Raw genomic sequence first — 18,839 nt, 5'->3', positions numbered from 1 at the left:
GGACTAAAAAATGAATTACCTCAGAACAAGCATTCTGATCGGATTATCCGCTATGGCTTGTCAAAGCTTCGCTGGAAGTGAATACCACCGCTTGGTTTGGGATGGGTCGCCATCATCAAAAGCCACGATTGGGTTTTCCCCGACAACAAGCGCCAATCACCACGTAAAATATGGATTCACCACCAGTGAGCAGCAGTGGAAAAAATCCAATGTGTCTTTTAGCCATACGTTTGCTAACTCGCTGAAAAGCAGCTTTGTGCAGTTGAGCGGTTTACCAGCCAACTCTCCGGTTTACTACCGAGTGTGTGATGACGCAGGGTGTGGCGACCGCCTTTGGTTCAAAACCGCCCCAACAGACAACTCTCCGTTTGTCGCGATTGCAGGGGGCGATACCCGCACAGGTTGGACAAATCGCCGCGCTGGCAACAAATTGGTTGCGAAGGTACGCCCATTGTTCATCATGCATGGCGGTGACTACACTAACCAAAACTCCGCCTCTGAAATGCGTGAATACTTAAAAGATTGGCAACTGACGTTTTCAAGTGATTTGATAGACGGGGTTAACTACAAGCGTATTTACCCATTCGTACCCACACACGGTAACCATGAAGACGACAACTACAGTACTGTTTGCCAAGTCTTTGGTGCCGATTTCGATGGCAATAAAACGTGTAACCCTAAAGATACCTATGGTGCGTTTAACGTATCACCACTGCTGCGTGTTTATACCCTTAATAGCCAGTTTAAAGACAGCGGTTGGTCTAGCTACGCAACAGCCATGAACAATTGGCTAAGCCAAGATTTGGCCGCCAGTGCCAGTTCTGCAAAATGGCGCATGGCGCAGTACCACAAGCCGATGTACCCGCATTATTCCGGTAAGCGCGACAACACCGTTTTGGTCTCTTGGTGGGCAAATTTATTCTATCAACACAAAATGAATTTGGTGGTGGAATCAGATACGCACATTAATAAAGTTACCGAAGCATTGAAGCCTTCTGGTTCCAACTTCACTGCAACCACTTCTGGCGGTACGGTTTATGTAGGTGAAGGCAGTTGGGGTGCCCCTGCTCGTAGCGCAAACGATCCGAAAAGCTGGACCATTGATTTGGCCAGCATTCAGCAATTCAAAGTGTTAAGTGTTAGCCCTAACACATTAGAGGTTCGTACCGCACAATTTGGTTTGGGTGCCGAAACCCTAAGTCGTGAGCAGCGCAACGCAAACCCTCTCGCACTACCAAGTGGCGTAAACTGGTGGTCGGCATCTCAAATTGGGGATGTCCTTAAACTCACTCGCGCATCCAACAACTTATCGGTTATTGATAAGGGAATAACGCCACCACCACCGCCGCCACCAACAGGCAAAGAACTGGAAAACGGCAAGCCAGTGACTGGAATCGCGGCATCTAAAGGTCAAACCATCACCTATACATTGGCAGTCCCTTCCGGTGCAACCAACCTTAACATCGCCACCAGCGGCGGTTCGGGTGATGTGGATCTGTACGTTAAACATGGTGCCAAACCAACATCGAGTAGCCATGACTGTCGTCCTTACAAAAGCGGTAACGACGAATCGTGCTCATTTGCCACACCAAAGGCTGGCACGTACTACATCAACTTAACCGGTTACAGCGCGTTTTCTGGCGTGACGCTAAAAGCCAGCTTCACGAAAGGAACGGGAGGTGGCGGTGGCGGTACAACCTGTAATACGACGGGGATCAATGTTTACCCTAACTGGCCTCAAACTGATTGGGCAGGAAACCCGAGCCATGCAGGAACGGGCGATAAAATCGTCTACCAAGGGAAAATCTACCAAGCCAAGTACTGGACAGATTCCGTCCCTGGCAGCGATGGCAGCTGGGATCTGGTTTGCGGACAGTAATCGCTAGCGCCAACATCAACATCAAGTACACGTAAGCTAAGCCCGCGAGAATAGTCGCGGGCTTTTTAATTGTCTTCAAAAGCAGCTCTCCGTACTCAATATCAGCAACTAAACTGCAGGCTTTGGATACCTGAATTCAATTGTGGATAGAGATTGAGCCTCACTAGAAGGAGGATGGTAATGCCAACAGGTACACCAATCTAGATACCGAAACCAAGGAGAGGGTCGATGAAAGGATTAAAAGGAAAAGTCGCCATCGTGACCGGTGGAGTCACAAAAATTGGGCAAGGGGTCGTCAATACTCTGCTCGAATATGATGTGAAAGTGGTGGTATTTGATATTGCGCCAGCCCCTTATACGGATAACAAAAATGTAAGCTACGTCGAAGTCGATATCACAAACGATGAAAAGCTACACAGCAGCATTGAAGCCACTATGCGAACCCACGGAGGCATCCACTTCCTCGTTAACCTAGCGGCAACCTATTTAGACGAAGGAAAAGAGTCCAACCGAGAAGATTGGCTTAACGCTCTCAACACAAACCTTGTCAGTGCCATAATGATATCCAATGCCGTTCGCCCCCATATGATGGCGCTAGGTGGTGGTTCGATTGTGAATTTCACCAGTATTTCCTCTTCCATCGCGCAAACCGGTCGCTGGCTCTACCCCGCTTCTAAAGCCGCACTGCTTCAAGCCACTCGTAGCATGGCAATGGACTTTTCTGCTGACGGCATCCGTGTCAATTCTGTCTCTCCGGGCTGGATTTGGTCAAGAATCATGGATGAATTAACGGATGGAAATCGAGAGAAAACCGATTCAGTCGCCGCGGATTTTCATCTCGCGGGTCGAGTCGGTACACCAGAAGAAGTATCCCAAGTTGTGGCATTTTTGCTGTCCGACTTATCCAGCTTTGTCACAGGCTCGGATTACTCGGTGGATGGCGGCTATTCCGCAATGGGTCCAGAACAAGCAAAACCCGCCATTCCTCGCTTGGCAGAGTAAGAAATCAATTGAGACTTAACAGAACGATGAGACATCTAATTATCAAAGGAGTGAAATCATGAGAAGCATCGCCATTGTAGGGGGAGGACAAGCAGGTCTTCCTTTGGCTATTCGCCTTTTAGACAATGATTACCGCGTGACGGTAATCACCAACCGGACACCAGAAAGCGTGCGCGATGGAAGAGTGTTGTCCAGTCAGTGTATGTTCGACGACGCGCTTCAAATCGAACGAGACTCCGGTTTAAACCTATGGGAGAACAATTGCCCAAACGTTGAGGGCATCGGGTTTTCCGTTCCCCACCCTGAAATCGCAGGGGAAAAAGCCATAAGCTGGAGCGCTCAGTTAGACAAGCCAGCCCAAGCCGTCGACCAGCGAGTTAAAATGCCGGTTTGGATGGAACTATTTGAATCCAAAGGAGGCAAGTTGGTCATTGATGACGTCGGTGTTCCAGAACTAGAAAATCTCACCGCCACTCATGACCTCGTGCTCCTTGCCGCAGGGAAAGGGGATGTCGTTAGGCTATTTGAGCGCGATGAAGCTCGCTCTGCATTCAGTAAGCCACAACGCGCACTTGCTCTTACTTACGTCAATGGCATGAAACAGCAGGACGATTTCAGCCAAGTCGCGTTCAATTTGATTCCGGGTGTGGGTGAGTATTTTACCTTCCCAGCCTTCACTACGTCAGGTCCTTGCGACATTATGGTGTTTGAAGGTGTACCCGGCGGCCCAATGGATTGCTGGAACGAGGTGAGTACCCCACAAGAACACCTTGCCACCAGTAAGAAGATCTTAGAGACCTTTCTCCCTTGGGAAGCCGAGCGTTGCCAACACACAGAATTAACCGACGAAAATGGCATTCTAGCCGGCCGTTTTCCACCAACCATTCGCAAGCCCGTGATGACGTTACCTTCGGGCCGCTTGGTGTTTGGTATGGGCGATGCAGTGGCAACGAACGATCCGATTACAGGTCAAGGCTCCAACAATGCCACCAAAGCCGCGAAAGTGTACGGCGACGCCATTTTGGCACGAGGAGAGCAGCCATTTACCGCCGACTGGATGAACCAAACCTTCGAAACTTTCTGGGAATACGCAAGCAGTGTGGTGAGTTGGACCAACAGTTTATTGCTTCCGCCTCCGCCCCATATTCTGGAACTGCTCGCGTCGGCACAGCAATACCCATCACTCGCTTCAACCATCGCAAACGGGTTCAATCATCCACCGAGTTTTTACCCTTGGTGGGATGACGCCAATTTGTGTCGAGATTTCGTTGATTCCCACTCGGTTAAAAGTGCGTAGGAGGCAAGATTTATGAGCCATAACTCAACCCCAATTAGCCAAAAACCGACGAGCCAAGAACCGACAAAACAAGACAGCGAATCTTTGCTTCCTCAAGTTCTGCGAAAAGCGCTAGGTAAATACCCAACAGGCGTTGCCATTGTAGCGACTCGAACAACAGAAGGCATGCCAATAGGGCTCACGATCAACTCCTTTGCGTCGCTCTCCCTCACGCCTCCTTTAGTGCTTTGGAGTTTAGGAACCCAATCCCCTAACTTGGCGAACTTTAACGACTGTGATCACTTCTCCATCAATGTGCTTTCTGGCGAGCAAGCGGATCTTGCTATGCGATTTGCCAGCTCAAAAGTTGAGAACAAATTCGATGGCGTTGGTTATCACATCAACTCTCAAGGTGTGCCTGTAATTGAGGGGGCTATCGCCACATTGGTCTGTAAAAACGTCGAGCAGAACGCCGCCGGCGATCACTTGCTCTTGATTGGTCACGTTCTTTCAACTAATTCTACCGAGCACTCTCCGTTGGTATTCCATCAAGGGAAGTTTACTTCTTTGGCGAGTGCCTAGGACTTAAGAGAGTTGCCTAAAAATATGAATATATACTCAAACCACCTCAAGGTGCAGGATTCAGAGCTCTATCTTCTGTTTCAGTTCAAGGAGAAGAACGTAGTGGAATGACGAGTCCTTTCCAAGTTCTTTGACGATGAAATGGGACAGAAGATGAGCTCCCAAGGGCGAGTTTGCTTTATTTTCATGCCGCGTTACCAATTATTGATTTAGAACCACTAGATCTGCAAATTGGTGCCTTGCCTGAAAACAAAGCCCCAAATCTATAGATAAGAAGCCGCTGAACCTAGCATCTTGAGGTGGTTTGAGTATAGCCCCCTTTCGAATAGGTTGTTCCTATCGAAAGGGGCTTTTCATAAAAGAGAAGAATGTAGAAAGTTGAAAGAGGTTAAAAAGGTAAAAAATTGAAAACAAATAGATTAAAGTCGTCTTAAGCTCTCGCTTGGGCTTTCACCATAACGATTTTTATACGCAACGCTGAACCGACCCATATGAGAAAATCCCCACTTCATTGCTACCCCTGTAACGCTCTGTGCTTGTCCACCTTGCAATTCTGAGTGCACCTTTTCCATTCTCAGATTGCGCAAATATTGCATCGGACTGATACCAAGAAAGTCTTTAAATCCACCGTATAAGCTACGTACACTGACACCAGCAACTCCTGCAAGCCTTTCTGCGGTGATGTCTTCATTCAAGTGTGCATCAATATACGATTGAGCAATACGAACATGCCGAGGACGAATAGACGGTTTACTGTTAGCGGCGTTAGCGGAGTAATTGTGAGAATGGCAACTTAGCAAACACGTGGCGACCAACTGTTCTAGCTGCCCAAGGATCAAGCTATTCTGGTTTTCGAACGGTGAAATCTGAGCGGCGTAAGTCAACAAATACCAAAGTAAGCTTGTCCACTCTCGGCTTCTTTGCCATTCAAACCCCAAATCAAACCGAACCGTTTCATGTAAGGCGTGACCCGTTATGCCCACCACCGTGCGCTCAATTAATGGCTTTGGAATTTTGATCATTAGTTGATCAACATTTGGCTTCCATTGCATGCTCACACTGTCGTCAGGGCTTAGCACAGAGGCAAGATTTGTTGTGGAATCCACCACGCTGTGTGGGCTCTCAATCACAGCCCGGCCAGACAGGGGCATTTGGACAAGAAAAAACTCTTTCATTGCACCGGGTTCAATGTCCACACTAGCACCGTAATGAAGGCGGCTCACCGAAATTTCACCCAGCTGCAAAAAATGCATTCTCGCATCCAGCTTGGTACGATCCTCTTTCACCGAAAGTGAATGAGACTTCATGACTTGCCCAACGGCATCGCACACTTCCGTCACATTCCCAGAGGAAAAAAGAAGCCTTTCCGATTGGCTAAATTCCTGATCAACCAAACGAAACAATGAGTTATTTATTCTGGAGTCATACATCCGTCACTCCTCACTATATTGCGTCAAACTGCTTTTCGTTATGATGCCTTTGCTCGGAATACGGGTGCATTGAGTTATTCAAAGCTACTCAAACCCATCCGAGTCATTAACATTCTATTTACATAGTAAACACAAGATAGTCTACGCGTACCCAGCGCTATATCCGAATTGTGCAAAAATTATCCAGAATTGGTACTGATTGATATATCGATAATGATTCAATGCCGTTGTTGCAATAGCTTATTTCTTTTCATCTTATGAGATATTAACCATTTGATGATGTGATTGATTCTTAATCAAATAGTAAAGATGTTATAAAACAATGCCTTAATGATAGATTTATCGAATAATTTGTGCACATTGCGATTCGGAATTTTGTCTGCTCTGCGGCTTTTTTTACTCAAAACCCCCTAATGTTTCATCTACTACTAATGGCCAATGACATAACCGCGCTAAAGATTTTTAAATTGAAACAGTCATCTATATTGTTATTATTATCCATAATGGGAACATTCCCAAAATCAACCCTAATAAACTTTAATGTCTTATTTATCATTACATTAAGTAGCGAATAACTTACAATAAATAGAGACAAGATGCATTGCCTGAACATGCATATACTGGTTTAATATTTTGCGAAACATCATAAAGACAATAAAAAATAGCGCCTTTGACATCTTGATAGCTTCTTCCTAACAGACTGTCTTGTGCGCAGGAGGTAATAAACATAACAATAAAGTTTGGCTGTCTATGAACTCAATGATCCCTCGGCATAACCCAACGACTTAACTCCAAGTCTCTCTGCTCTCAAGGTTTATCTAAGAGAGCATCCTAATTAAAAGCGTTTATTTCCGGTTGCGAATGAGTAACCGGAGGCTTGCTGCTTCCTGTAAGAAGCAAATAACTTCTCCAACCAAGGATAATTATATGAAGTTACGAAAACTGGTGTTGGCGTGTGCCATTGCCTCCCCCTGTGTTAGTGCCTTTGAAGTCTGTAACATTGGCGATGAATATAACGTACTGGATCGCGAGAGCTTCCACGACATACGTAAATCAAATTACCGAAATTTCAGTGAAGATCTAACGCCAGAAGATTTATTTTTGTCTGCGCCAGAACACCATGCTGACGCTAGACCTTCGCTTACCGAAGCTGACGAAGTTTTCCCAGAAACTGCATCACTGCTTGAAGTCGGCCCTGCAAATGTTGCCGTTCTTGAATCTGAAGAAGCGGCGAGTTTGCTCGCGACAATAGGGCGCTCGACAGCTGGTTTTGCTAAGGGTGCACTTGAAGCTTTAGGACCTGTGGGCGACACCATCGCTGTGGGGTTGTGGTCCAATGAAGTGGCTCAAGCTTTTGAAGATGAAACGAAAACGTCTTACGACCGCTTTGCGACAGTAATGAGCCTAATTGACTGGTTTGGTGTACTCAAGCTACCTGAGCGAGAAATTGATCGTAAGATCTTAACCGCACGCTGGGATCGGGTTGCAGCGGGGGATCACTATAGCTTTACCGTTCATGACGATATTGTCACTCAACAAGATAAAAAAGATAAGCAGCATTGGGCTGATCTCGCCTCAAGCCAACAGCGCATGCTTGAGGCGCTCGCGAAGGGCTATGCCTCTGATGTAGCACTCAAGTACCAACAGCATTATCAAGAAGCACTAAAAGCGCAAGCCGTATTAGCCGAGACCTTGATTAACTCGGTAGAGAGCGAAGTTCAGAAAGCCATTTTTAATAAGCTCGCGCTACAAGGTGCGAATGCCAAACTGTTTGCCTCTGATCTTGCTTCAACTTGCCGAACTGAGATCGATGCACTGTTGGCCTTATACCCAGATCAGGAAGAAAACAACAACCGCCCGATGTATGTGCCATCGAAACAAGAAGCCAATCAAGCTTTAGCGCGCTTGCAGCATTGCCAGCAAGACCATTTAGACCTAGCTGTAACGGTACTGGGCGATCTTAAAAATGGGGAAGTGGAAGGTTTGGATCGCAAATCCCTGCACCAACTATATCGACGAACTCTTAATGCGAAGATCAAAATCGTCGAGACCGCCAACACACAACTTGATGATCTTAGAACCAAGTTAAAAGCGGAGATGTATGCAGAAGGCAGGAATACCATCGATCGTTTGTTTGATTCAGAGGCGGTTGCGAATGCCCATCGCTACTTTAAAGAGCAAGCGGATTATTTAGCGATAGATGAGATGTCTCGCAGTATTTTTGGGCGCCCAGCCACGGCAACCGAACGTCGTCAAAAGTACTTTGTTATTCAAGAAGGGTATAGGAAGTGTACTCGAATTGGGATTCTTGGGGGTGACCCGAACTTCAGAGGGTGTACGGAATACACGTGGATCCCTGCAAAAAAAGAGCATTATGAGTCGTCAAAAGATGAAGTAATTTCGCAGATGGTGATGCCAAATCGCGGTGCTATCAAACGTGTATTTTCTCAATCTATGGATGAATTGATCAACGAAGGTTGGAGCTCTCAACATGAAGAGGCTTGGCTTGAGCAACAGATCCTAAGTTTCTCCGATAAACAACGTATTATCAGAAACGCGGAAACCGACAAAGCTCGAGTTATGCGTTGGTTGTTTGATTCAAGCGCAGCGTTAGAGGCTGAATGTGGCGGTGGAAATGCCTGTGCGGCATGGTCTTCAAGCTACTTAGAAAAAGAAAACTTGTCTCGAGAGTCCTCACTACACCACATTGCTGACTGGCACGAAAGAAACAAAGACTCTGGGTACTACGTCCATTCAAAACGCTTGGCAAATCTAGAAGGGTTTATTCGCTCGGCATTAGAGAGTGAATGGCAAGCGGCTCACGTTAGTGGTTTTTATAGCTACCTTTATCCAGGAAGTTTCGACCTTGATAAACATGCACCTCTAATTGCATCAGCACTTAAGGCTTCGAACTTAAATATTAGAAACCTTTCTGCCTCGTTGCCGTTGGCGAAAGGTATTGTAAAAAACCGCATTTTAGAGGCGATGAGTGTCGCTGACAGCAATGGTGAGGAATGGCTTGCTTCACAGATTGGTGATTTCCAGAGATACATTGCCATTGTCCATGCGCAGAATATTTCTACGGGTCACTATGCTTCTGGAGAAATGGGGACAACCGCATTACTTTCTGAGCCTTTACCTGCGCATCTTCTTCGGTACTTAACGTTAGATGTCTATCACAACATCGACGATATCGATTCAGCGTATTACTACCCAGCGAATGGTGGTGAAGAGGTGAGTTATGACGTGCGTTTGCATGCCTCCATTGATGACTTGTTTAACACCAATTCTGAACTGGGTAGAAAGCTCGACCTGCTTGTTCAAGTCAACGAGAACTTCACCAACCTACCGGGTCGATCTTGTGAAATTAATTACCCACAGCTTCGAGATGCCTTATTTAAGATCTCAGGTGACGAATCATTGTATTGGTTGACACCATTTTCTGATTGGTTTGACAGCGTGACTCGTCAACAGTTAGAGCTGTTTAGTGCGATTCGATTCGGGGTTAACAAGCAGAATACGTTAAATATTTCCTGTGATTTAAGCCCAAACAACCCAAGGTATTGGTAATAGGAGAAGCAAACTATGTTGAGAGTTATTTCACTCTGTATTCTCTGTTTTAGCTTTGCTGTTCAGGCTACGCCATTCGATGCATTGAAAGCCCCTTTGCGCAGCAAAGTGCAAGTCGATGAACTGGCGTCACAATTTTCTGATTGGGCAAAAGCTTCCAGTGGTTGGCGATACAAATTGATGACAGCAAACGAAGCGGAAGCGTTGGAGGATTTTTCTGTCTCTGGTTATCAACTTGCGAATGACTATTTAAGAGCCACGGATACGTCTACATGGGGCAGTTCAGGAAAAAGTGCGAGAACGTTTATTAAGCAAGTACGCAGCGCTATGAAAAAACTGCCTCGCTACAAGGGGGTAACTTATCGTGGCGCGTGGGCAAGGCAGTCTCTTTTGAACAAACTCCAAGTTGGAGATGTCGTGGTTGAGCCTGCTTTTACATCAAGCAGCACTATTCCTGACATTGCGAAGCGGTTTGCTGTAGTAAGGCCGAATTCCTCAAAGCCTTTACAGCGAGTGTTGTATGAAGTTCAAGTGAAAAATCATGGTCGTGCACTTGGGGGGCTGTCTGAATTTGGGGGAGAAGCCGAAGTATTGTTGCCACCTAACACTTACTACAGAGTGACAAATATCGAGTTGAATCAAGGTGCTTCAATGGTGGCGCTAGAGACCGTCTCGTCACATGAGGCGACGACGGGGAAAACATACAACCTCTATTCAGGTGAAGAGATAAGCCAATCTTACTGGCGATCTCTAGTCTGCAGTGGATAAGGGAGCATAATATGAAAAAGAGACTATTCGCTACGTTGTTAACAATTGCCACTCAGACAATTGCCGCTCAGAGCTATGCATTTGCAGAAGATTTCGCTGAGTTTAAAGGGCAAGACCTATCACCGATGCAACAAGAACAGATGGCGGATGATTTGATGGATTGGACGATCGTTCATCATGCCAAAGCAGAGAAAAAAATGCTCCCAGAAGAGTACTCGGCGATTAAACGTTATGGTCGCGTTGACCATGATATCGTGAATGAGTACATGCGAGCAGGTGAACCGAAAGAGTTTCTGATGGCAGGTTATGGGGAAGCTCTCAAAACGCGAGTTTCCCAGATGCGGAGCGCAATGAATAAGTTGCCTAATTTTAAAGGGACTGTTTATCGAGGCTCATCCATTAAAAACAGCCTTCTGGAAAAACTTAATATTGGTGACATTTTGCATCAAAAGGCATTTTTATCGACATCGACCATTCCAAGTATGGCAAGAAATCACTCTGCTGCGGGGGTATATCAGGACCTGTCTGCTGCTCAGTTCAAAATTGAATTGAAGTCATCAGGGCGAGCAATTAATGCGTATACCTTCAAAGCATATGAAGCAGAAATTTTAGCGAAGCCAAACACTTACTTCCGTGTTGAAGCAATTGAAAGAATTTCAGCGAGAAAGAATTACATCAAACTGAGAGAAATAAAAAATCCGGCTAAATACCTAAAGGCTGAGCCAGATATACATATTTACGATAGCTTTAGTGGCGAAGAAGAGTCACTTCGAACTCGCTCAGCATTGTATTGTCTGTGATAGCCATTACCTCTCACGATTATTTCGTGAGAGGTATCGTCTAAAAGAACAAATAATTTACTATGCCTCTACCAAGACTGTGCCTGTGCATCAAAAGCGGGAAGAGTATTTAATCGCAGACTTTTTCGCCATGTGTAGCAGCGAGAAGTTTATGCGTATACTCGCTCGTCGCCTGATGACGCGCCAGCCGATGCACATCCGTCTGCTCTTCGAGCTGACCCTGACACATGACGTATACGTCATCACATAGCCAGTTCACCACGTCGAGATCGTGGCTCACCATCAGATAGGTAAGTTGATGTTGTTGTTGAAGCTGGCGTAACAAATTGAGTACTTCCGCTTGTACCGACGCGTCCAATGCGGATGTCGGTTCATCCAGCAGCACCAATTTGGGCTTACTGATCAGTGCACGAGCCACGGCGACACGTTGCCTTTGTCCGCCGGATAACTGGCTGGGATAACGAAAACGAAACCGAGCATCCAGCCCAACATCCGACAACACACCGGACACCTTTTTAGATACGTCACCCAGACCGTGGATATGCGCGACTTCCGACAGAGTTTGGTCGATGGTTCGCTTAGGATGTAACGACGCATACGGGTCTTGAAACACCATTTGCACATCTTTACGAAGCGTCTTGGGGTAAGACTTACCGGTGTCCAAACGTTGCCCTGCGATGTCTACTTCACCTTGCCACTCTTGATTGATACCGGTGAGTAACTGTAAAACGGTGGACTTGCCCGAACCAGACTCGCCTACTAAGCCAACACACTGGTTAGCAGCGACGTTAAGGTTAAACTGCTTAACTGCAAGAAACTCCCCCCAATAAATATCGGTATTGCGGATGTCTATCATGTCTATTTTTCCCATGCTGGATCGCGATTTAACGTGGAGAGAAGCTGACCGCGCTTTTGATAACTGGGCAAACAAGCCAGCAAGCCTTGCGTATATGGATGCTTTGCTTGGTGCAAATCAGACGCCAATAGGGTTTCCACAATACCGCCGCGATACATAACAATGATTCGGTCGCAAAATTCAGCGACAAGGTGCAAATCGTGGCTAATCAAAATCAAGCCAGTACCATGTGCTTCCACAGAGTTATTTAGCAATTCCAACACTTGTTTTTGCACGGTGACGTCTAATGCTGATGTAGCTTCATCGGCAATCAGAATGCTCGGTTGAGGCAGTAACATCATGGCGATCATTACTCGTTGCCCCATGCCACCAGAAAGTTGATGGGGATAACACGCTAAGACTCTCTCTGGATCTCGAATCGCCACTTCAGAAAGTGCCTCGTAAATCGCTTGCTGCGCGTCCTGTTTGTTGCCTTTGTGGTGCAACTTCCAAGTTTCAAGCAGTTGCCGCTCTATGGTGAGTACCGGATTCAACGAAAATTTGGGATCTTGCATCACCATGGTGATCGCTTTACCTCGAACTTGTCGCCACTGGCGCGGTGATAAATCCAACAAGCTTGCTCCTTGTAAAGAGAGGCTCTTTGCTTTCATCGACGCTGCTTGCGGCAACAAACCTAAGATGGCTCGTGCCGTCATGGATTTTCCCGAACCCGATTCGCCAACGATGCCAATTTTTTCTTTCCCCATTTCAAGGTTAAAGTTTTTCACCACGTCCACCGGCCCCTTCGCAGTAGGAAAGGTGACGGTGAGATTGTCGACTTTTAACAACGGCTCTTCGGCTTTCAATAATGACATGCGCACTCCCTATTGCTTGCCTTCAAGGGCGTCACGAAGACCGTCGCCAAGCAAGTTAAACGCTAGGCTGACCAATAAAATGGCCACGCCCGGAATGGTAGCGACCCACCATTGATCCAATAAAAAAGAGCGACCTTCTGCGATCATCATGCCCCACTCTGGCGTGGGCGGTTTCGCACCCAACCCCAAAAATCCTAACCCTGCTGCGACGAGAATGATCCCTGCCATATCCAAGGTGACACGGATGATCACAGAGGTCATACACATCGGTACTATATGGTTGTACAAAATTCGTATTGGCGAAGCGCCAGACAGCTTTGCTGCTTGAATGTAATCGGCGTTTCGGCATGTAAGTGCTTCTGCACGAGCTACCCGTGCATAAGGGGGCCACGCGGTTATGGCAATGGCCAAAACTACGTTACCTAAACCCGGTTCTAAGATGGCGACAAAGGCGAGTGCCATCACTAACTTAGGAAACGCGAGGAAAATATCGGTAATGCGCATTAACACCAGCTCTACCCACCCACCGAAATACCCCGCAACCACACCGATCATAAGCCCAAGAGGCGCTGTTGTAACAACCACTAAAAGCACAATGGTTACAGTAACTTGCGCGCCATATAACAAGCGAGAAAAGATGTCGCGCCCAAGGTGATCTGTGCCAAGCCAAAAATCAGAAGAAGGTGCTAGCAAACGCAATTCTAAATTCGTTTCAATGGGGGAGTGGGGTGCTAGCCATGGCGCCAATATCGCCGCTGCCACTAATAACACCAGCAGTGCAATCCCCATCAAGGTGAGTGGATTGCCACACAACGCTAACCAAACTCGATACCAGTTTGCGCATCTCGCCTGCCACTGGCTGGTTGGGCTATCATTCAACAGCCACTGTTTTAGCGATGGTTTCATGGAAGACTTGATGGAAGAATTCATCGTTTCACCCTTGGATCGAGTAGTGGGTAAGCCAGCTCCGCTAATAAATTCAAACTCACAAAGCAGATCCCCACGACCAACGTGCCCCCCAGTACTGCAGGCATGTCGGCAGAAAACAACGCATTAGTAATGTATGCACCCAAACCAGGCCAAGCAAACACACTCTCAGTCAATACCGCGCCTTCAAGTAAGCTGGCGTAAGTAAGCGCCAAGATCGTAATCAGCGGGACTCGAATATTCACTAAGCAATGCCGAGTGATTAGAGTAAATTCACTGACCCCCTTCACTCGCGCCGTCACCACGTATTCTTTTTCTAACTCATCCAACATCAATGAACGAGTCATGCGGCCAATGTACGCCATGGAGAAGTAACCTAAGATAAGAACGGGCAGAACTAAATGACTGATGGCGTTCCAAAATACATCCCATTGCTGCTCTAGCGCGGAATCCACCAAAATCATCCCTGTCACTGGCGTGACCAAATACTCGTAGCCGATATCCAATCGCCCTGGTCCGGCTACCCAATCGAGCTTGGCATAAAACACCAACAGCCCAATCAAACCCAACCAAAATACAGGAGTGGAGTAACCCACCAGCGAAAAGACTCGAATGAGGTTATCTTGCCATGTACCTCGATGGAGCGCCGCCCAAATACCAAGAGGCACACCGAGTAAAACACCCACGATAATGCCCAATGTCGCCAGCTCTAGCGTGGCGGGAAAGAAGTTGCTAATGTCCTCCAGCACCGTATTTCCAGTACTTTGTGACATGCCTAAATTACCGCTTGTAACATCTTGTAAGTAGCGCCAAAACTGGACTGGCAATGATTTGTCGAGGCCGAGTTCAGCCTCGACTTGAGCGTACACTTCAGGGCTAGCGCGGTCGCCCACCACAGCGACCACGGGGTCGATAGGCATGACTCGACCGATAAAAAAGGTCACAGCCAACAGTGCTACCAAGGTTACGACAACCATGGACGTTTGCTTTACTAGCATCAAACTGACTGAAAGGAGTTTACTGCTCGACTCCATCATGACTGCGATCCCTCTATTATCGACCTATTTAGTGACTTTTGAGTAATACACCTGATGGGCGGATGAGCCTTGCTCGTAGCCCTTAACGTTCGCGCGAAGTGCGGTTTGCGCTTGATTTTGGAACATCACGACAATGGGCGATTTTTCCATCACGTCATGTTGCAAATCACGGTATTGCTGCAAGCGTTTTTCGCGATCGGTTTCTTTCAGTGCGGCTTCTACTTTCTTGTTCAATGCGAGATCTTGCCAGCCATTACGCCACGTTGTAGTGGAAACATAGTGGTCGTCATCGTTGTTGGCATTGTAGGCAAACGCCCCCGCGTTTGAATGAGGATCGGCATAATCTGGTCCCCAGTACAACAACATGCCTTCGTGTTCACGCGCACGGTATTTGGTGATGACCTGATTCCCTGTACCCGGTACCAAATCGATCGCAATACCAGCGTCGGCAAATGTGGCTTGAATCGATTGCGCCATGCTAGAGAAAGGCTCGCTGTTGATGTAATCCATTTTCAGACTGAGATTCTCTATCTTAGCGTCCGCTAAAATCTGCTTGGCTTTTGCCACATCTAATGAATACGGGGTATCGCTCACAGCGCCAGGCATACCTTGTGGCCAAAATGCTTGATGCACTTTAAATTGACCTTTTAAGAACGAATTTGCCATTCCTTTGTAATCAATCAGGTATTTCGCTGCGCGCCAAAACTCTGGGTTGTTCAACTTGTCATTTTTCACATTAAACGAGAAAAAATACACCGCCGATTGAGGGTAATCTTCGACTTTCAAATCAGAATTGTCGGCAATGGCTTGAACTTGATCCGGTCCCAAACCGCGCGCGATATCGATGTCGCCTTTTTCTAACATGATACGCTGAGTGGTTGGCTCAACAATGTGGCGGTAAATCACTTGTTTGATCGCTAAATCGCCTTCCCACCAATCTTTATTGGCGCTAAGCACAACCGTGTCGTTCGCCTTCCAGATCCGAAGAGAAAAGGGACCAGAACCCGCACTATTTTTGTTTAACCATGCGTTGCCCATGTCGCCATCTTTCTGATGTTTTTTCACCATTTTACTGTCCACGATAGACGCGACAGTCGCCGTTAACGTGTTTAAGGCAAAATCAGGGGAAATGCCCTCTTTGTAACGGATTTTGACGGTGTCATCATCCACTTTAACCACTTGGGATTCGATGTTGTCTGCGTTCCAACCCAGTTGTTTCACAACAGCAGACGGGGTTTTGTTGAGCTTCATGACTCGCACAAATGAGTACACGACATCGTCGGCTGTCACGTCATTGCCCGAGGCAAACTTCGCCTTTTTATCCAGTTCAAAAGTGATGGTGCGATTGCTGCTGTCCGCTTGCCAAGAACTCGCTAACCCGCCGACCAACGTGTCCGTTGCTCCTGCATGGTATTCCACCAGTTGGTCGTACAAACTGTTACTCAATTCCCCGCCAGTAAACTCGTAAATTTGTGCAGGATCGAGTGTAGCGAGGTCATCAATGTTTTTTGCTACTACTAGTGTGGATGGTGGCGTGGCTGCAAACGTTGATGTGCATAACAACATGCTGGTGGTAACGGCTAGCTTGCGCCAGATAAGGTGTTGATTTAAGTACTTCACGTAATGTCTCCTGTTACTTTTCAAGTGCACGCCGAAAAGCCATTAAGTCGGGTGCTACTTGCTGCGCAACTTCCATTGCATTGGGTAAATCAATACTAAGGTAGGCCCCCTCTTCATCGAGGAGGTTGATGGTGCCAATAACTTCATCCTGAAACATCACAGGAAGATTAATGGCTGAACCGAGCTGAAGTTTTTCAAACAAAGCGCTGTCTTTTAAATGCTTATCCAATAAAGCGCGCTCGTTACACACAAAAGGTGTCGCCATAACAACCACCTGTTGATGCCAATCATCAAACTCTAAAGGTTTCACACCGCTTACTGGGTAGTGATTAGCGTCACTGGTGTAGCATCGACAGGCTTGGTTGCTGGTTAGGCACATAATGGTCAGTAACTTAAAACCCACCGCACATTTCAGTTCTTGCTGAGTGCGTTCAAAACTCGCGAAATTCTCGCTCATGTCACTCTTCCTTATGATGGGCAAAGATATCGAGGTCGCCAAACCACATCACTCGGCATGGCGTGGTATGCGTATTGCGCCATTGATGAGGAATGGCCGCGCTGTAATGAGCACTATCACCACTGGTGAGCACTTGAGTTTTATTATTGAGGGTTAATGTCAACTGCCCATCCAACACCACACACAACTCTTCCCCCTCATGGACCATTGCTTCGGTTTGAAACCCCGGCTCCAAAAGGACTTCGGCCCCATTGATTCGCTTACCAGGAAAATCACTCGAAAGCTGCTGATAGTGTGCTTTGCCATCGGGTAAGGAAAAACCGGCACGATCTTCAGCCAAAATCACTGAACCTGCATTGCTCGGCACCGAAACAAAGCTTTCCATATCCGACTGCAATACGTTCGCAATGATCGCGAGCGACGAGAGGGAGGGTGAAACATCGTTACGCTCAACACGCGACAAAAAACCAATAGAGAACCGAGATTCATCGGCGACTTGTTGCAATGTTTTTCCTAATTCTTTTCGTTTTCTACGAATCCTTGCACCAAGAGAATAAGCATCCATACCTGTTACACCCCAGCATGTTTCCATTATGTTAAATGTGTAAAAATTTTACTATACGTAAAAATATGTTTAGTTCAAGATGCGACCAACTGATCGAATAACAACCAGATCACATTATTGATAAAAACACCAAAACAGAAAAATTATGAATAATGACGCACTGAAATAGCGTAAGTTTTCGAAAAGAAGGTGGTTTTACGTTTTTTTATGGAAAAAGGTAATACGCTCGCTCACGAACTATAAAAACGTTATACCGAAGCGAAAGATAAGATAGGACAACTTATTGAAAGGTGATGAGGTGAATTTACATTGTAAACTTGCCAGATAACTAAAGTTTTATCTGGCAGTTCATACGTTGAAATTACAATAAGCGATACTGTTTGGCTTTGTTTCTTAAGAAACTCAGCCCATTCGTCATCACTTCTTCTGGGCTTTCTGCGACTGGTCGCCAAACCGACAAAGCAGACGCGATTTGCGGTGGAAGGTTAATGAAACTTTCCATAGTCATTCCTCCCTTAAAACCCACCGCAGCTAACCCAGCAAACACTTCTTCCCAATCGCACGTTCCTGTACCTGGAACACCGCGATCGCTTTCGGATAAATGGATGTATTTTAGGTGCTCCTTACAATCAAGTATTCCATTCACAACACCTTTCTCTTCAATGTTCATATGGTACGTGTCCAAATGAATAAAGATGTTGTCAGAGCCAATTCTTTCTAGCAGTTCCACGGCTTGCCACGCAGTATTGAATAAGTGATTTTCGTACCGGTTGATCACTTCAATGCCCAATTCAATGCCCTGTTTTTTCGCATAGTCCGCCGTTTGCCTCATGGTTATGGCGACATTATCCAACTCTTTTTGTGTCGGCGGCTTTCCCGTTCTTTCACCGATACCACCATACGTTACCCCGGTGAGTGATTGCCCCCCCAGAGCCACCGTTTTATCAATGGCTAGCTTAAGAAAGTCGAACGCTTTGTCTGGCACTTGAGAAGGCAAACAATGCAAAGGCACGCCCAAAGAACACACGGCATTGAGCTCTGCTTTTTCCAATAGCGCGCGGGTATGAGGGGCATCCACGCCAGGGGGATCCAACATGGTGATTTCTAAAAAATCGATACCTTGATATTGGCTGGCTTCGGAAATCGCACGTTCTGCTCCTTCACGGGTCCACTCCAATGCCCACATACTAGTATGTACACCAAATCCTTTCATTTT

At 46.6% G+C, this 18,839-nt stretch carries 16 protein-coding genes; 7 read left to right on the top strand and 9 right to left on the bottom strand.

What is annotated here, in order from left to right; genetic code table 11:
- Window positions 1-10 precede the first annotated feature (10 nt).
- From Q8W40_RS10600 to Q8W40_RS10585, 4 genes are all read left to right on the top strand, one after another.
- Window positions 11-1,879 (top strand): cellulose-binding domain-containing protein, encoded by a 1,869-nt coding sequence (locus tag Q8W40_RS10600; RefSeq protein ID WP_305397117.1) that lies wholly within the window; start codon window positions 11-13, stop codon window positions 1,877-1,879.
- A 228-nt stretch (window positions 1,880-2,107) separates the two neighbouring features.
- Window positions 2,108-2,881 (top strand): SDR family oxidoreductase, encoded by a 774-nt coding sequence (locus Q8W40_RS10595; RefSeq protein ID WP_305397116.1) that lies wholly within the window; start codon window positions 2,108-2,110, stop codon window positions 2,879-2,881.
- Between the two features lie 58 nt (window positions 2,882-2,939).
- A complete protein-coding gene (locus Q8W40_RS10590; RefSeq protein ID WP_305397115.1) occupies window positions 2,940-4,178 on the top strand; it encodes a styrene monooxygenase/indole monooxygenase family protein in 1,239 nt (412 codons plus the stop codon).
- A 12-nt stretch (window positions 4,179-4,190) separates the two neighbouring features.
- Entirely contained in the window at window positions 4,191-4,739 is a 549-nt protein-coding gene (locus Q8W40_RS10585) for a flavin reductase family protein (protein ID WP_305397114.1), read from the top strand.
- Between the two features lie 419 nt (window positions 4,740-5,158).
- On the opposite strand, the gene Q8W40_RS10580 is transcribed toward Q8W40_RS10585, so the two are convergent.
- Window positions 5,159-6,169: an AraC family transcriptional regulator gene (locus tag Q8W40_RS10580; protein WP_305397113.1), complete on the bottom strand. Its 1,011-nt coding sequence runs from the start codon at window positions 6,167-6,169 to the stop codon at window positions 5,159-5,161.
- A 927-nt stretch (window positions 6,170-7,096) separates the two neighbouring features.
- Between Q8W40_RS10580 and Q8W40_RS10575 the strand changes: the two genes are divergently transcribed.
- Genes Q8W40_RS10575 through Q8W40_RS10565 form a run of 3 tightly spaced genes read left to right on the top strand, consistent with a single transcriptional unit; the run spans window position 7,097 to window position 11,307 of the window.
- Window positions 7,097-9,739, top strand: a complete 2,643-nt coding sequence (locus Q8W40_RS10575; RefSeq protein ID WP_305397112.1) for a hypothetical protein — start codon at window positions 7,097-7,099, stop codon at window positions 9,737-9,739.
- 15 nt (window positions 9,740-9,754) lie between these two features.
- Window positions 9,755-10,507, top strand: a complete 753-nt coding sequence (locus Q8W40_RS10570; protein ID WP_305397111.1) for an ADP-ribosyltransferase — start codon at window positions 9,755-9,757, stop codon at window positions 10,505-10,507.
- Window positions 10,508-10,518: 11 nt separating this feature from the next.
- Window positions 10,519-11,307 carry an ADP-ribosyltransferase gene (locus Q8W40_RS10565; RefSeq protein WP_305397110.1) on the top strand — a complete coding sequence of 263 codons (789 nt, stop codon included), beginning with the start codon at window positions 10,519-10,521 and terminating at the stop codon, window positions 11,305-11,307.
- Between the two features lie 109 nt (window positions 11,308-11,416).
- Here Q8W40_RS10565 and Q8W40_RS10560 read toward each other — a convergent pair whose 3' ends face one another.
- The 8 genes from Q8W40_RS10560 to Q8W40_RS10525 form a co-directional block, all read right to left on the bottom strand.
- Window positions 11,417-12,163 carry an ABC transporter ATP-binding protein gene (locus Q8W40_RS10560; protein ID WP_305397109.1) on the bottom strand — a complete coding sequence of 249 codons (747 nt, stop codon included), beginning with the start codon at window positions 12,161-12,163 and terminating at the stop codon, window positions 11,417-11,419.
- Between the two features lie 2 nt (window positions 12,164-12,165).
- A complete protein-coding gene (locus tag Q8W40_RS10555; RefSeq protein ID WP_305397108.1) occupies window positions 12,166-13,017 on the bottom strand; it encodes an ABC transporter ATP-binding protein in 852 nt (283 codons plus the stop codon).
- A gap of 9 nt (window positions 13,018-13,026) precedes the next feature.
- A complete protein-coding gene (gene nikC / locus Q8W40_RS10550) occupies window positions 13,027-13,947 on the bottom strand; it encodes a nickel transporter permease (RefSeq protein ID WP_305397107.1) in 921 nt (306 codons plus the stop codon).
- Window positions 13,944-14,981 carry an ABC transporter permease gene (locus tag Q8W40_RS10545; protein WP_305397106.1) on the bottom strand — a complete coding sequence of 346 codons (1,038 nt, stop codon included), beginning with the start codon at window positions 14,979-14,981 and terminating at the stop codon, window positions 13,944-13,946. The genes nikC and Q8W40_RS10545 overlap by 4 nt, the downstream gene beginning before the upstream one ends.
- A gap of 24 nt (window positions 14,982-15,005) precedes the next feature.
- On the bottom strand, window positions 15,006-16,601 hold the full coding sequence (locus tag Q8W40_RS10540) for an ABC transporter substrate-binding protein (protein ID WP_305397105.1): 1,596 nt from the start codon (window positions 16,599-16,601) through the stop codon (window positions 15,006-15,008).
- 13 nt (window positions 16,602-16,614) lie between these two features.
- Window positions 16,615-17,058 carry a GAF domain-containing protein gene (locus Q8W40_RS10535; protein WP_305397104.1) on the bottom strand — a complete coding sequence of 148 codons (444 nt, stop codon included), beginning with the start codon at window positions 17,056-17,058 and terminating at the stop codon, window positions 16,615-16,617.
- 1 nt (window position 17,059) lies between these two features.
- A complete protein-coding gene (locus Q8W40_RS10530; RefSeq protein WP_185829721.1) occupies window positions 17,060-17,623 on the bottom strand; it encodes a cupin domain-containing protein in 564 nt (187 codons plus the stop codon).
- Window positions 17,624-17,984: 361 nt separating this feature from the next.
- Complete coding sequence (locus Q8W40_RS10525) at window positions 17,985-18,836, bottom strand: sugar phosphate isomerase/epimerase family protein (protein ID WP_305397103.1); 852 nt, start codon at window positions 18,834-18,836, stop codon at window positions 17,985-17,987.
- Window positions 18,837-18,839 lie beyond the last annotated feature (3 nt).

Source organism: Vibrio penaeicida, assembly GCF_030689305.1.
GTDB lineage: Bacteria > Pseudomonadota > Gammaproteobacteria > Enterobacterales > Vibrionaceae > Vibrio > Vibrio penaeicida_B.
The sequence above is the reverse complement of the archived record's forward strand: the minus strand, read 5'-3'. Positions and strand labels throughout refer to the sequence as shown.

Bases quoted from the DNA above. Each gene is read 5' to 3' on its own strand.
- Q8W40_RS10600 (WP_305397117.1), top strand. From the start codon at position 11: ATGAATTACCTCAGAACAAGCATTCTGATCGGATTATCCGCTATGGCT.
- Q8W40_RS10595 (WP_305397116.1), top strand. From the start codon at position 2,108: ATGAAAGGATTAAAAGGAAAAGTCGCCATCGTGACCGGTGGAGTCACA.
- Q8W40_RS10590 (WP_305397115.1), top strand. From the start codon at position 2,940: ATGAGAAGCATCGCCATTGTAGGGGGAGGACAAGCAGGTCTTCCTTTG.
- Q8W40_RS10585 (WP_305397114.1), top strand. From the start codon at position 4,191: ATGAGCCATAACTCAACCCCAATTAGCCAAAAACCGACGAGCCAAGAA.
- Q8W40_RS10580 (WP_305397113.1), bottom strand. From the start codon at position 6,169: ATGTATGACTCCAGAATAAATAACTCATTGTTTCGTTTGGTTGATCAG.
- Q8W40_RS10575 (WP_305397112.1), top strand. From the start codon at position 7,097: ATGAAGTTACGAAAACTGGTGTTGGCGTGTGCCATTGCCTCCCCCTGT.
- Q8W40_RS10570 (WP_305397111.1), top strand. From the start codon at position 9,755: ATGTTGAGAGTTATTTCACTCTGTATTCTCTGTTTTAGCTTTGCTGTT.
- Q8W40_RS10565 (WP_305397110.1), top strand. From the start codon at position 10,519: ATGAAAAAGAGACTATTCGCTACGTTGTTAACAATTGCCACTCAGACA.
- Q8W40_RS10560 (WP_305397109.1), bottom strand. From the start codon at position 12,163: ATGATAGACATCCGCAATACCGATATTTATTGGGGGGAGTTTCTTGCA.
- Q8W40_RS10555 (WP_305397108.1), bottom strand. From the start codon at position 13,017: ATGTCATTATTGAAAGCCGAAGAGCCGTTGTTAAAAGTCGACAATCTC.
- nikC (WP_305397107.1), bottom strand. From the start codon at position 13,947: ATGAATTCTTCCATCAAGTCTTCCATGAAACCATCGCTAAAACAGTGG.
- Q8W40_RS10545 (WP_305397106.1), bottom strand. From the start codon at position 14,981: ATGATGGAGTCGAGCAGTAAACTCCTTTCAGTCAGTTTGATGCTAGTA.
- Q8W40_RS10535 (WP_305397104.1), bottom strand. From the start codon at position 17,058: ATGAGCGAGAATTTCGCGAGTTTTGAACGCACTCAGCAAGAACTGAAA.
- Q8W40_RS10530 (WP_185829721.1), bottom strand. From the start codon at position 17,623: ATGGATGCTTATTCTCTTGGTGCAAGGATTCGTAGAAAACGAAAAGAA.
- Q8W40_RS10525 (WP_305397103.1), bottom strand. From the start codon at position 18,836: ATGAAAGGATTTGGTGTACATACTAGTATGTGGGCATTGGAGTGGACC.